Origin of the sequence: Bradyrhizobium sp. HKCCYLRH2047 (assembly GCF_051168175.1) — a bacterium.
Taxonomy (GTDB): Bacteria; Pseudomonadota; Alphaproteobacteria; order Rhizobiales; family Xanthobacteraceae; genus Bradyrhizobium.
Genome location: NZ_JBNPUM010000006.1, coordinates 140,981 through 157,204, shown reverse-complemented (window position 1 = coordinate 157,204; position 16,224 = coordinate 140,981). Strand labels below are relative to the sequence as shown.

General features: G+C 67.5%; 14 protein-coding genes. 10 read left to right on the top strand and 4 right to left on the bottom strand.

Annotated features, from left to right (window positions below; all coding sequences use genetic code 11):
* Positions 1-169: 169 nt before the first annotated feature.
* The 3 genes from ACQR1D_RS16430 to ACQR1D_RS16420 all read left to right on the top strand — a co-directional run bounded on the left by ACQR1D_RS16430 (position 170) and on the right by ACQR1D_RS16420 (position 3,702).
* On the top strand, positions 170-1,306 hold the full coding sequence (locus ACQR1D_RS16430) for an alpha-hydroxy acid oxidase (protein ID WP_434840505.1): 1,137 nt from the start codon (positions 170-172) through the stop codon (positions 1,304-1,306).
* Between the two features lie 45 nt (positions 1,307-1,351).
* On the top strand, positions 1,352-1,981 hold the full coding sequence (locus tag ACQR1D_RS16425) for an HAD family hydrolase (RefSeq protein ID WP_316183659.1): 630 nt from the start codon (positions 1,352-1,354) through the stop codon (positions 1,979-1,981).
* A 1,061-nt stretch (positions 1,982-3,042) separates the two neighbouring features.
* Positions 3,043-3,702: a hypothetical protein gene (locus tag ACQR1D_RS16420; protein WP_316181556.1), complete on the top strand. Its 660-nt coding sequence runs from the start codon at positions 3,043-3,045 to the stop codon at positions 3,700-3,702.
* A 48-nt stretch (positions 3,703-3,750) separates the two neighbouring features.
* On the opposite strand, the gene ACQR1D_RS16415 is transcribed toward ACQR1D_RS16420, so the two are convergent.
* The gene (locus ACQR1D_RS16415; protein WP_434840108.1) at positions 3,751-4,740 is read right to left on the bottom strand and encodes an alpha/beta hydrolase; all 990 of its coding nucleotides are present in this window, start codon (positions 4,738-4,740) and stop codon (positions 3,751-3,753) included.
* A 12-nt stretch (positions 4,741-4,752) separates the two neighbouring features.
* Entirely contained in the window at positions 4,753-5,685 is a 933-nt protein-coding gene (locus ACQR1D_RS16410) for an MBL fold metallo-hydrolase (RefSeq protein WP_315799752.1), read from the bottom strand.
* Positions 5,686-5,769: 84 nt separating this feature from the next.
* Between ACQR1D_RS16410 and ACQR1D_RS16405 the strand changes: the two genes are divergently transcribed.
* The 5 genes from ACQR1D_RS16405 (at position 5,770) to ACQR1D_RS16385 (ending at position 10,216) form a co-directional block, all read left to right on the top strand.
* Positions 5,770-6,723 carry a LysR family transcriptional regulator gene (locus ACQR1D_RS16405; RefSeq protein ID WP_434840109.1) on the top strand — a complete coding sequence of 318 codons (954 nt, stop codon included), beginning with the start codon at positions 5,770-5,772 and terminating at the stop codon, positions 6,721-6,723.
* 213 nt (positions 6,724-6,936) lie between these two features.
* Positions 6,937-8,148: a molybdopterin molybdotransferase MoeA gene (locus ACQR1D_RS16400; protein WP_434840110.1), complete on the top strand. Its 1,212-nt coding sequence runs from the start codon at positions 6,937-6,939 to the stop codon at positions 8,146-8,148.
* 205 nt (positions 8,149-8,353) lie between these two features.
* Entirely contained in the window at positions 8,354-9,052 is a 699-nt protein-coding gene (gene lexA / locus ACQR1D_RS16395) for a transcriptional repressor LexA (protein WP_006611089.1), read from the top strand.
* A gap of 290 nt (positions 9,053-9,342) precedes the next feature.
* On the top strand, positions 9,343-9,783 hold the full coding sequence (locus ACQR1D_RS16390) for a hypothetical protein (RefSeq protein WP_316181291.1): 441 nt from the start codon (positions 9,343-9,345) through the stop codon (positions 9,781-9,783).
* Positions 9,784-9,958: 175 nt separating this feature from the next.
* Positions 9,959-10,216 carry a hypothetical protein gene (locus tag ACQR1D_RS16385; protein ID WP_434840111.1) on the top strand — a complete coding sequence of 86 codons (258 nt, stop codon included), beginning with the start codon at positions 9,959-9,961 and terminating at the stop codon, positions 10,214-10,216.
* On the opposite strand, the gene ACQR1D_RS16380 is transcribed toward ACQR1D_RS16385, so the two are convergent.
* Positions 10,171-12,474 (bottom strand): ComEC/Rec2 family competence protein, encoded by a 2,304-nt coding sequence (locus tag ACQR1D_RS16380; RefSeq protein WP_434840112.1) that lies wholly within the window; start codon positions 12,472-12,474, stop codon positions 10,171-10,173. The genes ACQR1D_RS16385 and ACQR1D_RS16380 overlap by 46 nt on opposite strands.
* Before the next feature lie 142 nt (positions 12,475-12,616).
* Here ACQR1D_RS16380 and ACQR1D_RS16375 point away from each other — a divergent pair, with 142 nt between their 5' ends.
* A complete protein-coding gene (locus ACQR1D_RS16375) occupies positions 12,617-12,829 on the top strand; it encodes a hypothetical protein (RefSeq protein ID WP_315799746.1) in 213 nt (70 codons plus the stop codon).
* 30 nt (positions 12,830-12,859) lie between these two features.
* Here ACQR1D_RS16375 and ACQR1D_RS16370 read toward each other — a convergent pair whose 3' ends face one another.
* Positions 12,860-14,548 (bottom strand): glutamine--tRNA ligase/YqeY domain fusion protein, encoded by a 1,689-nt coding sequence (locus tag ACQR1D_RS16370; protein WP_434840113.1) that lies wholly within the window; start codon positions 14,546-14,548, stop codon positions 12,860-12,862.
* Between the two features lie 136 nt (positions 14,549-14,684).
* Here ACQR1D_RS16370 and gltX point away from each other — a divergent pair, with 136 nt between their 5' ends.
* On the top strand, positions 14,685-16,109 hold the full coding sequence (gltX, locus tag ACQR1D_RS16365; RefSeq protein ID WP_434840114.1) for a glutamate--tRNA ligase: 1,425 nt from the start codon (positions 14,685-14,687) through the stop codon (positions 16,107-16,109).
* The last annotated feature ends 115 nt before the right edge of the window (positions 16,110-16,224 follow it).

Below are 16,224 nucleotides of genomic sequence, written 5' to 3'. Positions count from 1 at the left end.
TCACATTTCGACGAGCCGCGGAAGATGACGCAATTTGACCGCCGGCGGCTGCGGCGACCGCCTTTGCACGCCCGGCGAACTCCAGTTCGGAATGGCTTGCACCCGGACCGCACGATGGGCGATGCTCCGCGGCAAAACCGGGAAACATGACAGTCGCTGGGAGGCAACCATGAACCAACAGTCCCCGATCGAGGCCGGGTGGCGGAACGTCGAGCTCGGCTCGAGCGACGAGAAGTTCCAGAACCTGCACGAGTTCATCCGCAAGGCCCGCGCCCAGCTCAACCAGAATGCCTGGGACTACATCATCGGCGGCGCCGAAACCGAGACCACGCTGCGCCGGAACCGGATGGCGCTCGACGAGATCGCGTTCCGTCCGCGCGTGCTGCGCGACGTCTCCAGGGTCGATGCCTCGGTCGAAACCTTCGGCCGCAGGCTGCGCCTGCCGGTGGTTCTGGCCCCGGTCGGCGCGCTCGAAATCTTCGATCCGGCAGGGGCCGCCAGCGTCGCTCGGGGCGCCGGACGATTCGGGGCCGCGCATATGCTGAGCTCGGTGTCCGAGCCCGGGCTGGAGAAGACCGCCGAGGCCGCTCCCGACGCGCTGCGCATCTTCCAGCTCTATGTCCGCGGCGACGACGCCTTCGTCGAGGACTATGTGAGCCGCGCCGTCGCCAACAGCTACACGGCGTTCTGCCTCACCGTCGACACCGCCCACTACAGCCGGCGCGAGCGCGACATCGCCAAGCGCTATGTGCGCGAAAGCCGGCTGCGCGCGACCGGCGGCGATCATCAGAAGGCGCTGAGCTGGCACACCGTCAGGCTGATCAAGGACAAGTTCAAGCTGCCGCTGATCATCAAGGGCATCGCGACCGCCGAGGACGCGCAGATCGCGGTCGATCACGGCGTCGACTGGATCTACGTCTCCAACCATGGCGGCCGCCAGCTCGATCATGGCCGCGGCGCGATGCACGTGCTGCCGGAGATCGTCGCGGCGGTGAAGGGCCGGGCCAGGATCATGGTCGACGGCGGCTTCTGCCGCGGCACCGACATCGTCAAGGCGATCGCCTCCGGCGCCGATCTCGTCGGCATTGGCCGGCTGCAATGCTGGGCGCTGGCGGCCGCCGGCGAGGACGGCATCCTGCGCATGCTCGAGCTGCTGGAGGACGAGGTCATCCGCGCGCTCGGCCTGCTCGGCGTCACCTCGTTCGCGGAGCTGAACGCATCCTATCTGCATCCGGCGACCGCCACCAACCTGCCGAGCGTGGTCAGCGCGTTTCCGCTGGTCGACATCGAGCCCTATCGCTATTAAGGAAGCGCTCCGTCGCTTCCACACCAGGCACCGCCGCCGCTGTCCATGCCCTCCTCCGCTCTCCACCCCGGCGCGGCCGATGCGCTGCTGTTCGATCTCGGCCGCGTCGTCATCGACATCGATTTCGTCCAGGTGGTCTCGCGCTGGGCGGCGCATGCCGGCTGTCCGCCCGAGCAGATCGCGGCGCGCTTCGTGCGCGACGAGATCTATCACGGCCATGAGCGTGGCACCGTTTCCGACGCCGCGTTCTTCGCCAACCTGCGCCAGCAGCTCGGCATCGACATCACCGACGCGCAGTTTCTTGATGGCTGGAACGCGATCTTCGTCGGCGCGATGCCGGGCATCGCCGCGCTGCTCGCACGCGCGGCGGAAAAGCTGCCGCTCTACGCCTTCTCCAACACCAACCAGCCGCACATCGATCACTTCTCGCCTGTTTACGCCGATCTGCTCGGTCACTTTCGCGAGATCTTCCTGTCGTCGTCGATCGGCCTGCGCAAGCCGGATGCCGAGGCGTATGATCACGTGGTGCGAGCGATCGGCGTGCCCGCCAAGCGGATCGTGTTCTTCGACGATCTCGCCGAAAACGTCGAGGGCGCGCAGGCCAGCGGGCTGAATGCGGTGCTGGTGCGCTCGACAGCCGATGTCGCCGCGGCGCTGGAGGCGCTGGGGATCTAGGCGTTTGTCGGAAGGACGCGTCATGGCCGGCGGCGGCGTATCAACGAGGCTCGGGCCCGCAACTCCGCCACAACCTCCGCTGTCGCCCCTGCGAACGCAGGGGCCCATAGCCACCGGCAGCCATGATCTGGCAAGACTCGTTCGATATCGTGCGCAAAACATCTCCCTGTGGCTATGGATCCCGGGTCGGCGCCCCGCCGCCGCTGGCGCGGCGTCGTGACTTGCCCGGGACGACAGCGGAGGGCGGCGCTGGATCGAAGCTCATACAGGCTTGAGGCGGTGAGAGAGGCACGAGGAATTCGCAAAGACGAAAACTCCGCTTCTCGATCACCGCGCAAAAACGGAGTCCCCCCGCGGAAAAATTCTGAGTTGCTGCGCTCGCAATCACGACGTCCACTCATGCGAAATTGTTCTCGCGGCACGGTGAGCCCGAGTGATGCTGCTGTCGTTCACCCTCGAAGTCGGAGGGCGCAGGGAATGCCGGGCTGCAGGCCGCAACCCATGGCCCGCCTGCAGAAAAAAAGCAGGCGGCAGTCACCACAGGTCCAGCCGACATCCGGCATTCCCTGCGCGATGGTCTTCACGCTTACTTCGCGCTCTCCCCGGTGCTCCGGCTTGTTGGCCACCGTCGCCGTCGGGCTCATCATCACCCGCCGGCTTGGCATCAGCGTCGGGATGCCAGGACCACGCGACTTCACGTCCGCGCCATGCCGTCCGTCCACATGCCGAAGCACGCTGCGACACGTCGCGGCCACCGCATCCCGCGCTCCACGTCCGTGACGATCGCGAAGCGCCCCTCCTGTCGAGCACGGGACCAAATCAGCATAGCAGTCTTTTCCGAAAAAGCGAATCCTAAATTCGGCCGCCGGCAACGGCGCCGTCCGGCCCGCCTCCCGGCGCGTCCGCTGGCCGCGGACGGCCCGACCGCCTAAGCTGTCCGCTCCTGCACGCCCGCCGCCCGGAAGAACCGAATGCCCCTCGACATCATCTGTTTGCGTGACCGGCCCGACCTGATCCCGCGCGTGTTCTCGCCCGAGCTCGATGGTCTTTGGCCCCCCTTCATGCGTCAGGACCGGACCGCAATGTTGTACTTCGACCCGCCCGTGTTCGACCACTATTTGGACTGCGCCTATGCGGCGCTGGCCGGTAACGAGGTGGTCGGACGCGGCTTCGCCATTCCCTTCGCCTTTGGCATCGAGGGCCGCCGGACGCTGCCGGATGCGGGCTGGGACGAGGTGATCCGCTGGGGTCACGAGGATCGCCTGCTGGGGCGGCAGCCGACGACGATGAGCGCGCTCGAGATCGCGCTGCTGCCGAAGGCGCGCGTGCCCGGCAGCTCGCTCGCCATGCTGGCGGCGCTGAAGGACGGCGCGCGCGCAAAAGGCTTTGCCGAGCTGTACGCGCCGGTGCGGCCGAACCAGAAGCATCTGGTGCCGCGGACGCCGATGCGCGCTTATCTCGATCAGCGGCGCGAAGACGGCCAGCTCGCGGATTCCTGGCTGCGCACGCACATCCGCATCGGCGGCGAGATCGTCAAGATCGCGCCGTGCTCGATGACCATCGTCGGCACGCTCGCCGAGTGGTCGCAATGGACCGGCGTGACCTTCGATCGATCGGGTGAGATCGAGATCCCCTGTGCTCTCGTGCCTGTGCTCGCGTCGGTCGCGCACGACCATGCCGCCTATGTCGAGCCGAATGTCTGGATTCGACATCCGCTCTAACAGACCGCACGAAAGCCGTCCGCCCGTTGCAGATCGTCCGCGCCATGATCAACGCGCCGGCACGGCGCGTTCGTCGAGAAATCCGATCACTGCATCGAACGCCTGCTGTCGATTCCGTTCCATCAGGACCATGTGCGTGCCCTGGCCGATCTCGACCAGGCGCTTGTACGGCGCGCTCGCGAGTCGAACGAACAGGTCGTGCGCCATCTCGAAGCTGACATCCACATCCCATTCCGCCGAGAGCAGGAGAACCGGGCAGTTGATGCTGCCGGGATCATAGGTCGGCCTGGCCGCGGTCCAATGCGCGCGGACGTCCTGTACCGCGCCCGAGGGCGCGCGGATCGCGTCGGGATACGGCGAGTCCGGATCGGTCGCGAGCGTCGCCTGCGCCCAGGTCTCGAACCAGCCGTCCGGAATCAGCTTGTCCCGCGCGTGCTCCGGAGCGGCGCCGCGCCATGCCGCCTCGAACGCGCGCGGGGTGACGATCCGATAGGCGCCGAGCGGTCCGCCGGCGTCGATGCGCAACGGCTCGCTCGACAGCCAGAGCGGCGTCACCAGGATCAGCTTCTCGAGCTTCGCGTTCGCCGCGCTCGCGAACATGCCGGCGATCGTGGCGCCCCAGGACATGCCGAGCACGTTGACGCGCGGGATATCGCGATGCCGGCGGATGAAGTCCACCGCGGCAGCGAAATCGTCCACGGCGGTCCGCGCATTGGCCAATGGAGAACCTTCCTCTGGCGCGCGCGACATCTCCGGCGGCCGGCTGGAGCCGCCGTAGCCGCGCGCGTCGACGGCCCAGACGTCGTAGCCGGCCTGCGCCAGCACATCCATGAAGGAGGCATCATCGACCGCGACGTCGAACAGGCTCGCGGACGAAAAGGTGGCGCCGTGCATCATCACCAGCGTGCGCTCGGCCGAGAAGCGTTGCAGGTCGTGCCGGCGCTTGTTGATGAGCTGAAGCTGGACGTCGGACACCGGACCTTCGATCAGGCGGCGCTCGGAAACGATGCGCGAGGAGAACGTTGCATTATCGATCATGGCCATCTCGGATCAGGCGAAGTGCCAGGCAAACCGGTCGCCGTCGCGGCTGACGCGCCCGGCCGAGGACTCGGCGAAATGGGTGGTGAACACGAGGGAGCCGGTCTCCGCGGCATGGTTCATCGCCCATAGCCGTGAGGTCCGCGCCGCCTCCGGGAATTCGCAATAGACCGAATTCCAGTCCGGATGCGCGACCTGCATCGGATGATGCAGCACATCGCCCCAGAACAGCGCGCGCTCGCCACGCGAGCTGAAGCTGATGCAGGCGTGATCGATGCTGTGACCGGGGCTCGGCACAAAACGGAAGCCGCCGACGACCTCGCTGCCATCGACCGTGATCTCGCGCGCGAGGCCGGCCTCGACGATCGGCAGCACGCTGTCTTCGTAGACCCCCGGCATCGGTGGATGCAGCATGGGTCCGAGCCCGGCCGCGTCCCTGATCGCGGCGTCCGAGCCGTCGCCGGCCGAGAGGGCGGCGACATAGGCGCGCTCTCGGCCCGAGAAAACGTGCCGGGCGTTCGGAAACACCGGCATCCAGCGGCCATCGGCAAGCTGCGTATTCCAGCCCACGTGATCCGCATGCAAATGCGTCATCAGGACGAGGTCGACATCGTCGGGGGCGACGCCGGCCGCCCGCAATCGGTCGAGGAACGGCTCGTTCAGGCGATGCAGAACGGCCGCGCCGGGCCGCTCCTTGTCGTTGCCGGTGGCCGTGTCGATCAGCACCACGCGCTCCGGCGTCCGCACCAGCCAGCTATGGATGCTCAGGCGCAGCGATCCCGTGCGCGGATCGACCGATCCCGGCCCGAAACGGCCGCGTTCGCGGGCAATGCTGGCGGCGTCCACGCCTGGAAACAGAAACTCGCCCTCGACCGCATCGAGACCGATCTCGAAAATCCTGCTGATGGTGGCGTCCCCGACGCGATAGGTCGTGATGTCCTGCATGTTTGGCGGCCTCGATCCGAACGGTGATCTTGTCTGGGCCGAGATCTACGATTAGGTCATGCATTCCTCAAATCGATCCAACTCATGCAGTCCATCGATCATTTCGATCTTCGCTCCTTCGACCTCAATCTGCTGGTCGCGTTCGACGCGCTGATGCAGGAGCGCAGCGTGACACGCGCGGCGGCGCGCCTGAAGGTGGGGCAGCCGGCGATGAGCCATTCGCTGTCGACGCTTCGCGTGCTGCTGCAGGATGAGCTGTTCGTCCGCGTCGGCACGATCATGCAGCCGACCCCCAAGGCTGCGGTGCTGGCCGGACCGGTTCGGGCGGCGTTGGCTCAGATGCAGGCTGCGTTGCACGCCGCACCGGAGTTCGACCCAGCGACCGAGCAGCGCACCATCCGCTTGGGATTCTCGAGCGAGGTCGAGCTGCTGCTGATCCCCGAACTCACGGCGGAGCTGCGTCGAACGGCGCCCGGCGTGCGGCTTCTCAGCCGTCCGACCGAACGCAACGAGGTGCATCGTCTGCTCGACGAGGGCGCCTTGGATGTCGGCGTCGGCTGCTTCGAGGCGGTGGCGCTGCGGCACCGATCCCAGTTCCTGTTCGAGCAGGCGCTGAGCTGCGTCTACAATCCAAAGCGCATCGCGATGAAAACACCGATCGGCCTGGATGCCTATCTGTCGCTTCCGCACGCACTGGTGACGCTGACCAACAGCCTGCAGGGCTGCCTGGAGGCGGCGCTGGATGAGATCGGCACCGAGCTCAACGTGGTCTCGGCCTCCTCGGATTTCCTCAGCGTGCTGGCGACGGTGGCCGCGTCACCGGTGATCACCACGATCCCGACCCGGATGGCAAGGCTCTACGGACCCCGGTTTGGGCTGGCGCTCTGTCCGGCGCCGTTGAAGTTGCGGCTGCCGGCGGTCTCGATGGTCTGGCCGCTGCAGCTCGACCGCGATGCCGCATCGGTCTGGCTGCGGAACATGGTGGCAAACATCCTGCACACCACCGAGCGCGCCGCCTGTCGCGCGGCTGCCGGATAGCTCCGTCTGGACTCCGTGTGCACGTGAGCAGATCGCGACTGCCCCCCCCGGCATGATTGCAGAGTTTCTCGCGCGATCGTGAGGCGGCGGGCCACGCGACGCACCTTCAGACGATCGGAAAGCCGGGAGCGGCTTAGGCTCTTGGCCACCCCGTGCGCGTTCGGTTAGAAGGCGATTCAGTCGATCTGCCCGTCTTCGTCCGAAGGTAATCCCATGGCCCTGATGCCGGTCTCCGATGCGTTGTCCGCGGTGCTCGCCGGCACCGAGCCGCTGGCTGAGGAAATGGTCGGGCTGGACGAGGCCTATCACCGCATCCTGGCCCGCGACCTCGCGGCGCTGCGGACGCAGCCGCCCGAGGCGATGTCGGCGATGGATGGCTATGCGGTGCGCGCGGCCGACGCAGCCAAGGCCAAGGCGCGGCTGAAGGTGATCGGCGAGGTCGCGGCGGGACGGCCGTTCGATCGCGTGGTCGGGCCCGGCGAGGCGGCGCGGATCTTCACCGGCGGCGTTGTCCCCGCAGGCGCCGACGCGGTGGTGATCCAGGAGGACACGATCGCCGAGGACGGCCATGTCGTGATCACCGAGGCCGCGATCACAGGCCGGCACATCCGGCCGGCCGGCGTCGACTTCCACCAGGGCATGGTGCTGCTGAAGGCCGGGCGCCGGCTCAGCGACCGCGACCTATCCCTGGCGGCCAGCATGAATCATCCGGCGCTGCCGGTGCGGCGGCGGCCGAAGGTGGCGCTGCTCGCCACCGGCGACGAGCTGGTGATGCCGGGCTCGACGCCCGGCCCGGGGCAGATCGTCTATTCCAACGGCTACGCGCTGCGGGCGCTGGTGCGCAGCGAGGGCGCGACGCCGATCGATCTCGGCATCGCCGCGGATACGATGGCGGCGACGGTCGCTGGAATCCGGCGCGCCCGCGCGGCAGAGGCCGACGTCCTGATCACGACCGGCGGCGCCTCGGTCGGCGATCACGACCTGGTCAAGCAGGCGCTGGAGGCCGAGGGCGTCGAAATGGCGTTCTGGAAGATCGCGATGCGGCCGGGCAAGCCGATGATGCACGGACGGCTCGGCGACATCAGGGTGATCGGACTGCCCGGCAATCCGGTGTCGTCCTATGTCTGCGCCATCCTGTTCATGGTGCCGCTGATTCGGCGCCTGCTCGGCCGCGACGAGGCCGTGATGCCGCGCGAGACCGCCCTGCTCGGCCGCGAGTTGGGGGCGAACGATTCGCGCGAGGACTATCTGCGGGCGCAGCTCAAGGAGCGCGCCGACGGCACCCTGGTCGCAACACCGGTGACGCAGCAGGATTCGTCGCTGCTCGGCAATCTCGCGCTGTCGCAGGCGCTGGTGATCCGGCCGGCGTTTGCGCCGAAGGCGCCTGCCGGCAGCCCGTGCGAGATCCTGCGCCTGCCGAACTGAGCCGCTTCCCCGGTAAAGCCCGGTCCGTTCATCATATTTTTAGGATTGCGGAACACACATCGAACATATAGTGTCCGTTCATGATTTGTTTTTAGTATGTTGCGGGCGACGCGATGACGGTCCGACTCCAGGGCGCTCTCAGCCGGCTTGTGCTCAAGGCGCAGCTCCTGGACTCGGACAACAACAAACCGGGGACCAGGTCGAAATGCTGACGCGCAAACAGTACGAACTTCTGCGGTTCATCAACGAGCGGCTCAAGGAAGCCGGCGTGCCGCCGTCCTTCGACGAGATGAAGGATGCGCTCGATCTGCGTTCGAAGTCCGGCATTCATCGCCTGATTACGGCGCTCGAGGAGCGCGGCTTCATCCGCCGGCTGCCGAATCGCGCCCGCGCGATCGAGGTGATCAAGCTGCCCGAGCTGTCGCAGGCCGCGGGCAACCGTCGCGGCTTCACGCCGTCGGTGATCGAAGGCAATCTCGGCAAGGTGCGCACCAGCACTCCCGCGCTAGACGATGGCGAGCGCCCTGTCGCGGTGCCGGTGATGGGCCGCATCGCCGCCGGTACCCCGATCGAGGCGCTGCAGACGCGCAGCCACACCATCAGCGTGCCTGCGGACATGCTCGGCAACGGCGATCACTATGCGCTCGAGGTGCGCGGCGACTCTATGGTCGATGCCGGCATCCTCGACGGTGACATGGCGCTGATCCAGCGCAACGAGACCGCCGACACCGGCGACATCGTGGTGGCGCTGATCGACGATGAGGAAGCGACCTTGAAGCGCTTCCGCCGTCGCGGCGCATCGATCGCGCTCGAGCCGGCCAACACCGCCTACGAGGTGCGCATCCTGCCGCCGAACCGGGTGAAGATCCAAGGCAAGCTGGTCGGGCTGTACCGCAAGTACTGATCGCGAATGGGATCGGTCGCTCGGCGGCGGGCGCACGCGCTGTCGCCGCCGAGCGAGAAGCCAGCCAAGCTGGAAGCAGCCAGCAAAATACGCCACACGCGAATGCACTTCATGATGTGCAGCGCGGCATGCTCAAACGCTTGTGATCGGCCGCGGGCACACGCGATGCAGATCAGCGCAGAATTGCCGCGAAGCGCGCGCTAACATCACCATCGATGTCCACTCTGATAGAGGCCTGCGCCTGTCCGGGGGGAGCGTGGGTCGGCTATCTCTCAACGAGGAGCGATCCGATGTGTGACTACAGCCTCCATGCGGTTGCGTCCCGTCCCGCCAAGGTCGGCGAGACGTTGATCTCGATGACCTTCCGTGGCACCGCCACCCGCGGCTTCGCGTTGGAGAGCGAGCCGACCGTCGCAGTCTGCATGCTGCCCGGCACCGAGTTGGCCTTCGCCGAGGACGTCCGCTACGACAGCCGCTGGCTCTGGACCCGGACGATCCGCGAGCGCGTCGCGAAGTTCAACAGCATCGAGACGCACATTCCCGATCGCCATCACGACGCGATCGAGTTCGCCGACGGCCGCCACGTGCTGGTGACCCAGCTCTGCGAGGGCCAGCGCGTCACCGTGCTGCAATTGCCGGTCAGCAAGCAGCCGGCAGAGCGTCGCCCGGACATCGGCGAGGACGTGCCGACGTCGCAGGCCACACCGATTCGCCGCATCAGCATCACCTGAGGGCCTGCGCGTCGGCATTTCTGTCGGTCATGAGCGCGCTTTCGAAGGTGGGAGACTTGGTCAACTTGGGTTCTGCAAGCGCAAAGTCCTCTCGGGCGAATCTCACGCCCCGGCATCGCATCGGATAGGAAAGACATCCCTCGGCCGGCATTGTGTGCCGGGGGAGCTTGCCGCCGTGGTCAACAAGATCGATTGGAACAAGGCCGGACGGATCACCGAGCCCGGCCGCTATATGCTTGCGTTCGGCTGGCTGACGGTCACGGCTGATGACATCGCCATCTGGCAACGCTATCCGGGCACCGCGTTCACGCTGGTCGAAGGCCCCTCGCTGTTCGATGGACCTGGTGACACCGAGTATCATCTCGGCACGTTCGAGCTGCCCGGCGCTCAATCCTGCTCGCCCTGCTCCGTCTCCGGCGGCGTCGCGTCCTGAAGCGGCGCGGCCGGCGCACGCGGCGTCAGCGTCGTGTCGAACGCGCCGGCCTCGGCGGGCGCCGGCCACCATGGGCGGTCGGTGCCGCCGGCGCGCGCCGGCGTCACGGTGAAGCCCTTGCCCCGCTGCACCAGCATCAAGGCGCCCTGCTGCCGCAGCCGTTCGCGATCGATCACGGCCGCCGCGCAGGATGACGGCGCGGCGCGCGCGGTGACGATCAGCGCGGCACGGGTGCAATCATCGGCGAGCGCCTCGGCGCGCAGGGTCAGGGCGGCGAAGCGGCCGTCGGCCATCGCGACCACGCAGCCCGCCTCGTCGCAGGAGACGCCATCGGCGAGCGACGGATCCGCCGGCAGCCGGGCATCGGCGTCGGCCGCGAGCCACTCCTTGGTGGCGAACACGTCCTTCCCCGTGCGCATCACATGCAGGCGCCCGTCACGGCTTCGCACCGCCACCGCGCGCCCGTCACCGGCGATCAGCACGTCGGGCAGCGGCGTCGTGGCGGCCCACGCGGTGGCCACCACGAGCCCGACGGCGCCCGACCAGCGCAGCGGTGTGCGCAGCAGGCCGATCACGATGACGCCGAGGCTGGCGAGGATCAGCGGGCCGATGCCGAAGGCCGGGATGCGCCCGACCGCGCCGGGCAGCGCCGCCACCCAGCGCGTCACCGCGATCATCCAGTCGATGCCGAGGCCCATCAGCGTCCACCAGACGCCGTCCAGGCCGAACGGCGCCGCCACCAGGCCCATCAGGCCGGCGGGCATCACCAGCGCCGAGACCACCGGCATCGCCGCGAGATTGGCGAGCACGCCATACGGCGTGACACGATGGAAATGGAAGGCGGCATAGGGCGTGGTCGCGAGCCCGGCGATCAGCGAGGCCAGCAGCAGCATCGCGAGCTCGCGCCCGCCCCACAGCGCGACGCGCTGCGTCGTGGAGCTGTCCGGCGTCGCGAACAGCCTGGGCAGGCCGAACTGCACCAGCGCGACCAGGCCGAGCGTTGCCGCGAACGACATCTGGAAGCTCGGATGCACCAGCGCCTCGGGGGCTGCGATCAGCACGATCATCGCCGCGACCGCGAGCGTGCGGAAGGTGACGGCGCGGCGGTCGACCATGACCGCGATCAGCACCACGGCCGTCATGAAGAACGATCTCTGGGTCGCGACCTCCGCGCCTGAGAGCAACAGATAGAACGCCGCCGCGACCAGCGCCGCGGCCGCCGCCCATTTCTTGATCGGGAGGCTGACGGCAAGGCCGGGGATCAGCGCCAGCAGTGCGCGCACGGCAAGGAACACGACGCCGGCGACGACCGCCATGTGATAGCCGGAGATCGACAGCACATGGCCGAGGCCGGAGATGAACATCGCGTCGTTGACATCGGGCGTGATGGCGTCGCGCCGGCCGGTCAGCAGCGCGGTGGCAATCGCCCGCTCGTCGCCCGACAGCCGCCCGCGGATGCGCGTATCGATCGCATCGCGCAGGCCCTGCATGGCCGCCGCATAGCCCAGGCCGAAGCCGGCGGCCTGCGGCGGCGCCGCCGTCGTGATCGCGCCCATCACGAAGCCGGAGGCGCCGATGCCCTGGAAGAACATGTCGCGCGCGAAATCGTAGGATCCCGGCCGCACCGGGGCCATCGGCGGCAGCAGTCGCGCCTTGAGCTCCACGAAGCTGCCGACCTCGGGCGCCGCGCCCTTGCGCACCGCGAGCCGCACGCGCGCCAGCGTGATCGCGTTGCGCGGGCTCTCCATCGCGGTGATCCGCAGCACGATCCGATCGCTGCGCTCGCGGATGTCGCGCGCCTCGACGAAGCCGGACAGCGCCACCGAATACAGCGGCCGCGCCAGCACCGGATGCGCGACACGCGCGGTCTTGAGGGTCGCGGCGGCAAAGCCGCTCGCCGCCGCCCCGATCATCACGGCCGCCGGAAACAGCCGATGCCGTCGCATCATGATCGCAACGACGCAGAGCAGCGCCGCCGTGATGGCGGCGATCCAGAGCACAGGCTCGTGATCGGCGGTGAAATACAGCGCGATGCCGGCCCCGAATGCCACCGGCACCCAGGGCAGCAGCCGCCCCGCGCCGGCCTCCTCGGCCGCCCAGATCTTGAGGCGCGCGGCGAACGCCGATGACGCGCCGGGCCGGATCGCGGGCCAGCCGCCGGCCAGCGCGCCCCGCGGCGGCCAGACGTCGGCCATCACGCCCGCGATCCCGCGCCGCCCTCCTGGACGTCCTGCTGGCGGCCTGACCGGCTCCGCCATTGCCAACACCACCCGTGACCCGACCGGGCGGGAAGGCTATCGGAAGCTGCGCGAGGCCGCCTAGCAGAACGAAACGGGAATCCTGACTTTCTGCACGCGCACCTGGCTTGGAACTTTTCGCGTCGCACGCGCTTATCGGGGTATGGACGCTAAAGGTATTGACGACCCCTTCGCCGATCTCGCGCTCGAGAGGGCGATCCACCTCCGCTGGACTCTCCGGGACATCAAGGCCCACCGGCTCACGCTGTCGCCAGTCGCCGAGGAAGACCTCTCGCTCCTCGCCGAGCGCGGGCTCGTCGAACTCACCGACGGTGTGCCGACCCTGACGAACGCCGGCCAGGACGCGATCAGCTGAGCTGCAAGCGTCCCGCGGCTTCCGCTCGCCTCAGCCCTTGGCGACCTCCTTCGCAAACGTGTCGCGCAGGCCGATGGTACGATTGAACACGAGCTTGTCGGGCGTCGAGTCCGGATCGCGCACAAAGTAGCCCTGGCGCTCGAACTGCATCGGCGCGTCCGAATTGCTCGCGGCGATCGCCGGCTCGATGCGGGCGTCGGTCAGCACTTCCAACGAGTTGGGATTGAGGTCGGCCGTGAAGTCGGCGGCGTTCGGACTCGGATTGGCGAACAGCTGATTGTAGATGCGGATCTCGGCTTTCAGCGACTGCGCCGCCGGCAGCCAGTGCATCGTCGCCTTGACCTTGCGTCCGTCCGGCGCGTTGCCGCCCTTGGTCGCCGGATCATAGGTACAGCGCAGCTCGACGATCTCGCCGGCATCGTTCTTGATCACGTCGCGGCACTTGATGAAATAGGCGTAGCGCAGCCGCACCTCGTTGCCGGGCGACAGGCGGAAGAACTTCTTGGGCGGGTTCTCCATGAAGTCGTCCTGCTCGATATAGAGCTCGCGGCCGAACGCGATCTTGCGCGTGCCGGCGGAAGCGTCGTCGGGGTGGTTGATCGCCTCGAGCTCCTCGACCTGGCCTTCCGGATAGTTCTCGATCACCACCTTCAGCGGCCGCAGCACCGCCATCCGGCGCTGCGCCGTGCGATTCAACTCTTCGCGGATGCAGAATTCGAGCATGCCGACATCGACGATGCTGTTGGCCTTGGCGATGCCGATGCGCTTGATGAACTCGCGCACCGCCGCCGGCGGCACGCCGCGGCGCTTCAGCCCGGCGATGGTCGGCATGCGCGGATCGTTCCAACCGGAGACGTGGCCGTCCTGCACCAGCCGCGTCAGCACGCGCTTGGACAAGAGGGTGTAGGTCAGATTGAGGCGCGCGAATTCGTACTGGTGCGGATGCGACGGCACCGGCAGCTTGTCCAGGAACCAGTCGTAGAGCGGCCGGTGATCCTCGAATTCCAGCGTGCAGATCGAGTGCGTCACGCCCTCGATCGCATCCGACTGACCGTGGGCGTAATCATAGCTCGGATAGATCTTCCAGGTATCGCCGGTGCGCGGGTGATGGGCGTGCAGGATCCGGTACAGCACGGGATCGCGCAGGTTGATGTTGCCGGCCGCCATGTCGATCTTGGCGCGCAGCACGCGCGCGCCGTTGGGAAATTCGCCGGCCTTCATGCGCCGGAACAGGTCGAGATTCTCCTCGACCGAGCGGTCGCGGAACGGGCTGTTCCTGCCGGGCTCGGTGAGCGTGCCGCGCGACAGCCGGATCTCCTCCTGCGTCTGGTCGTCGACATAAGCGAGCCCGGCCTTGATCAGGCCCTCGGCCCAGTCGTAGAGCCGCTCGAAATAGTCCGAGGCGAAGAACAGGTTGTCGCCCCAGTCATAGCCGAGCCAGCGCACGTCAGCCTGGATGGAATCGATATATTCCTGCTCTTCCTTGGTCGGATTGGTGTCGTCGAAGCGCAGATTGCAGCGGCCGCCGAACTCCTGGGCAATGCCGAAGTTGAGACCGATCGACTTGGCATGGCCGATATGCAGATAGCCGTTCGGCTCCGGGGGGAACCGGGTGACGACCGTCTTGTGCCTGCCGCTGTCGAGATCGGCCTGGACGATGTCGCGGATGAAGTCGCGCCCTGCCTCTGCCGTCGCCGCCGTGTCTGTCGTCGTGGTCATCAAGAATATCCTGCTCCGGAATTTGGCAGCCTATCTGCCAAATCCGCCTCCCCCAAGGAAGGCTTTAGTTATGCGATAGGCCTGCTATACACCCCCCGCCCTTCATAGCCCCTGCCTGGATTTCGTGCTGCCGCCCATGACCTCCCCGATCGTCACACGCTTTGCCCCCTCTCCGACCGGCTTTCTCCACATCGGAGGTGCCCGGACGGCCCTGTTCAACTGGCTGTATGCGCGGGGCCGCGGCGGCAAGATGCTGCTCAGAATCGAGGACACCGACCGCGAGCGCTCGACGACGGCGGCGATCGACGCCATCCTCGACGGGCTGAAATGGCTCGAGCTCGGTTGGGACGGCGAGGTCATCTACCAATATAGCCGCGCCGCGCGCCATCGCGAGGTCGCCGAGCAACTGCTCGCCAGCGGCATGGCGTATCGCTGCTATGCCACCGCCGAGGAGCTGACGGCAATGCGCGAGAAGGCGCGCGCGGAAGGGCGCACCCGGCTCTATGACGGGCTGTGGCGCGACCGCGATCCGAAGGAGGCGCCCGAAGGCGTCAAGCCGACGATCCGGCTGCGGGCGCCCCTGACCGGCGAGACCGTGATCGAGGATCAGGTGCAGGGCCGCGTGGTCTGGCAGAACGAGAACCTCGACGACCTCGTGCTGCTGCGAGGCGATGGCAATCCGACCTACATGCTGGCGGTGGTCGTCGACGACCACGACATGGGCGTCACCCACATCATCCGCGGCGACGACCATCTGATCAACGCCGCGCGCCAGAAGCAGATCTACGATGCGCTCGGCTGGACGGTGCCGTCGATGTCGCACATCCCGCTGATTCACGGGCCCGACGGCTCGAAGCTGTCGAAGCGCCACGGCGCGCTCGGCGTCGACGCCTACCGCGCGATGGGATATCTGCCGTCGGCGCTGCGCAATTACCTGGTACGGCTCGGCTGGAGCCATGGCGACCAGGAGATCTTCTCCACCGAGGAGATGATCGAAGCTTTCGACCTGCCGGCGATCGGCCGCTCGGCAGCGCGCTTCGATTTCGCCAAGCTCGAGAACCTCAACGGCCACTACATCCGTCACAGCGACGATGCGGCGCTGGTGCGGCAATTCGAGGACGTACTGAACTATGTTCCGAACGGCGCGGCGCTGAAGACGAAGCTCAACGACGCCACGCGGGCGCAGCTCACTTTGGCGATGCCGAGCCTCAAGGAGCGCGCCAAGACCTTGCTGGAGCTGATCGACGGCGCCGCCTTCATCTTTGCCGAGCGGCCGCTTCCGATCGACGCCAAGGCCGCCGCCCTGCTGACGCCGGACAGCCGCGCCTTGATCGGCCGGCTGCATGAGGCGCTGGCCGCTGTCGAGTCCTGGAGCGGACCGGCCACGGAAGCCGCGCTGCGTGCGTTTGCCGAGGCCAACAATCTCAAGCTGGGCGCGGTGGCGCAGCCGCTGCGCGCGGCGCTGACCGGCCGAACCACCTCACCCGGCATTTTCGACGTTCTGGCGATCCTGGGGCGTGATGAATCCTTGGGCCGCCTGGAGGACCAGACCACCTCATAAGGTCTCATGGACCCCCATCTTGCAGCGCACAGGGCAATACGATACGCATTTGCGCGGCACCCGCTGGTTTTCCCGGCTCGGACATTCTTCACACGTTGCGGCGGGCTCGTTGAGC

Bases quoted from the DNA above. Each gene is read 5' to 3' on its own strand.
- ACQR1D_RS16420 (WP_316181556.1), top strand. From the start codon at position 3,043: ATGCGTCAGGACCGGACCGCAATGTTGTACTTCGACCCGCCCGTGTTC.
- lexA (WP_006611089.1), top strand. From the start codon at position 8,354: ATGCTGACGCGCAAACAGTACGAACTTCTGCGGTTCATCAACGAGCGG.
- ACQR1D_RS16380 (WP_434840112.1), bottom strand. From the start codon at position 12,474: ATGGCGGAGCCGGTCAGGCCGCCAGCAGGACGTCCAGGAGGGCGGCGC.
- ACQR1D_RS16410 (WP_315799752.1), bottom strand. From the start codon at position 5,685: ATGCAGGACATCACGACCTATCGCGTCGGGGACGCCACCATCAGCAGG.
- gltX (WP_434840114.1), top strand. From the start codon at position 14,685: ATGACCTCCCCGATCGTCACACGCTTTGCCCCCTCTCCGACCGGCTTT.
- ACQR1D_RS16405 (WP_434840109.1), top strand. From the start codon at position 5,770: ATGCAGTCCATCGATCATTTCGATCTTCGCTCCTTCGACCTCAATCTG.
- ACQR1D_RS16400 (WP_434840110.1), top strand. From the start codon at position 6,937: ATGGCCCTGATGCCGGTCTCCGATGCGTTGTCCGCGGTGCTCGCCGGC.
- ACQR1D_RS16375 (WP_315799746.1), top strand. From the start codon at position 12,617: ATGGACGCTAAAGGTATTGACGACCCCTTCGCCGATCTCGCGCTCGAG.
- ACQR1D_RS16415 (WP_434840108.1), bottom strand. From the start codon at position 4,740: ATGATCGATAATGCAACGTTCTCCTCGCGCATCGTTTCCGAGCGCCGC.
- ACQR1D_RS16370 (WP_434840113.1), bottom strand. From the start codon at position 14,548: ATGACCACGACGACAGACACGGCGGCGACGGCAGAGGCAGGGCGCGAC.
- ACQR1D_RS16390 (WP_316181291.1), top strand. From the start codon at position 9,343: ATGTGTGACTACAGCCTCCATGCGGTTGCGTCCCGTCCCGCCAAGGTC.
- ACQR1D_RS16425 (WP_316183659.1), top strand. From the start codon at position 1,352: ATGCCCTCCTCCGCTCTCCACCCCGGCGCGGCCGATGCGCTGCTGTTC.
- ACQR1D_RS16430 (WP_434840505.1), top strand. From the start codon at position 170: ATGAACCAACAGTCCCCGATCGAGGCCGGGTGGCGGAACGTCGAGCTC.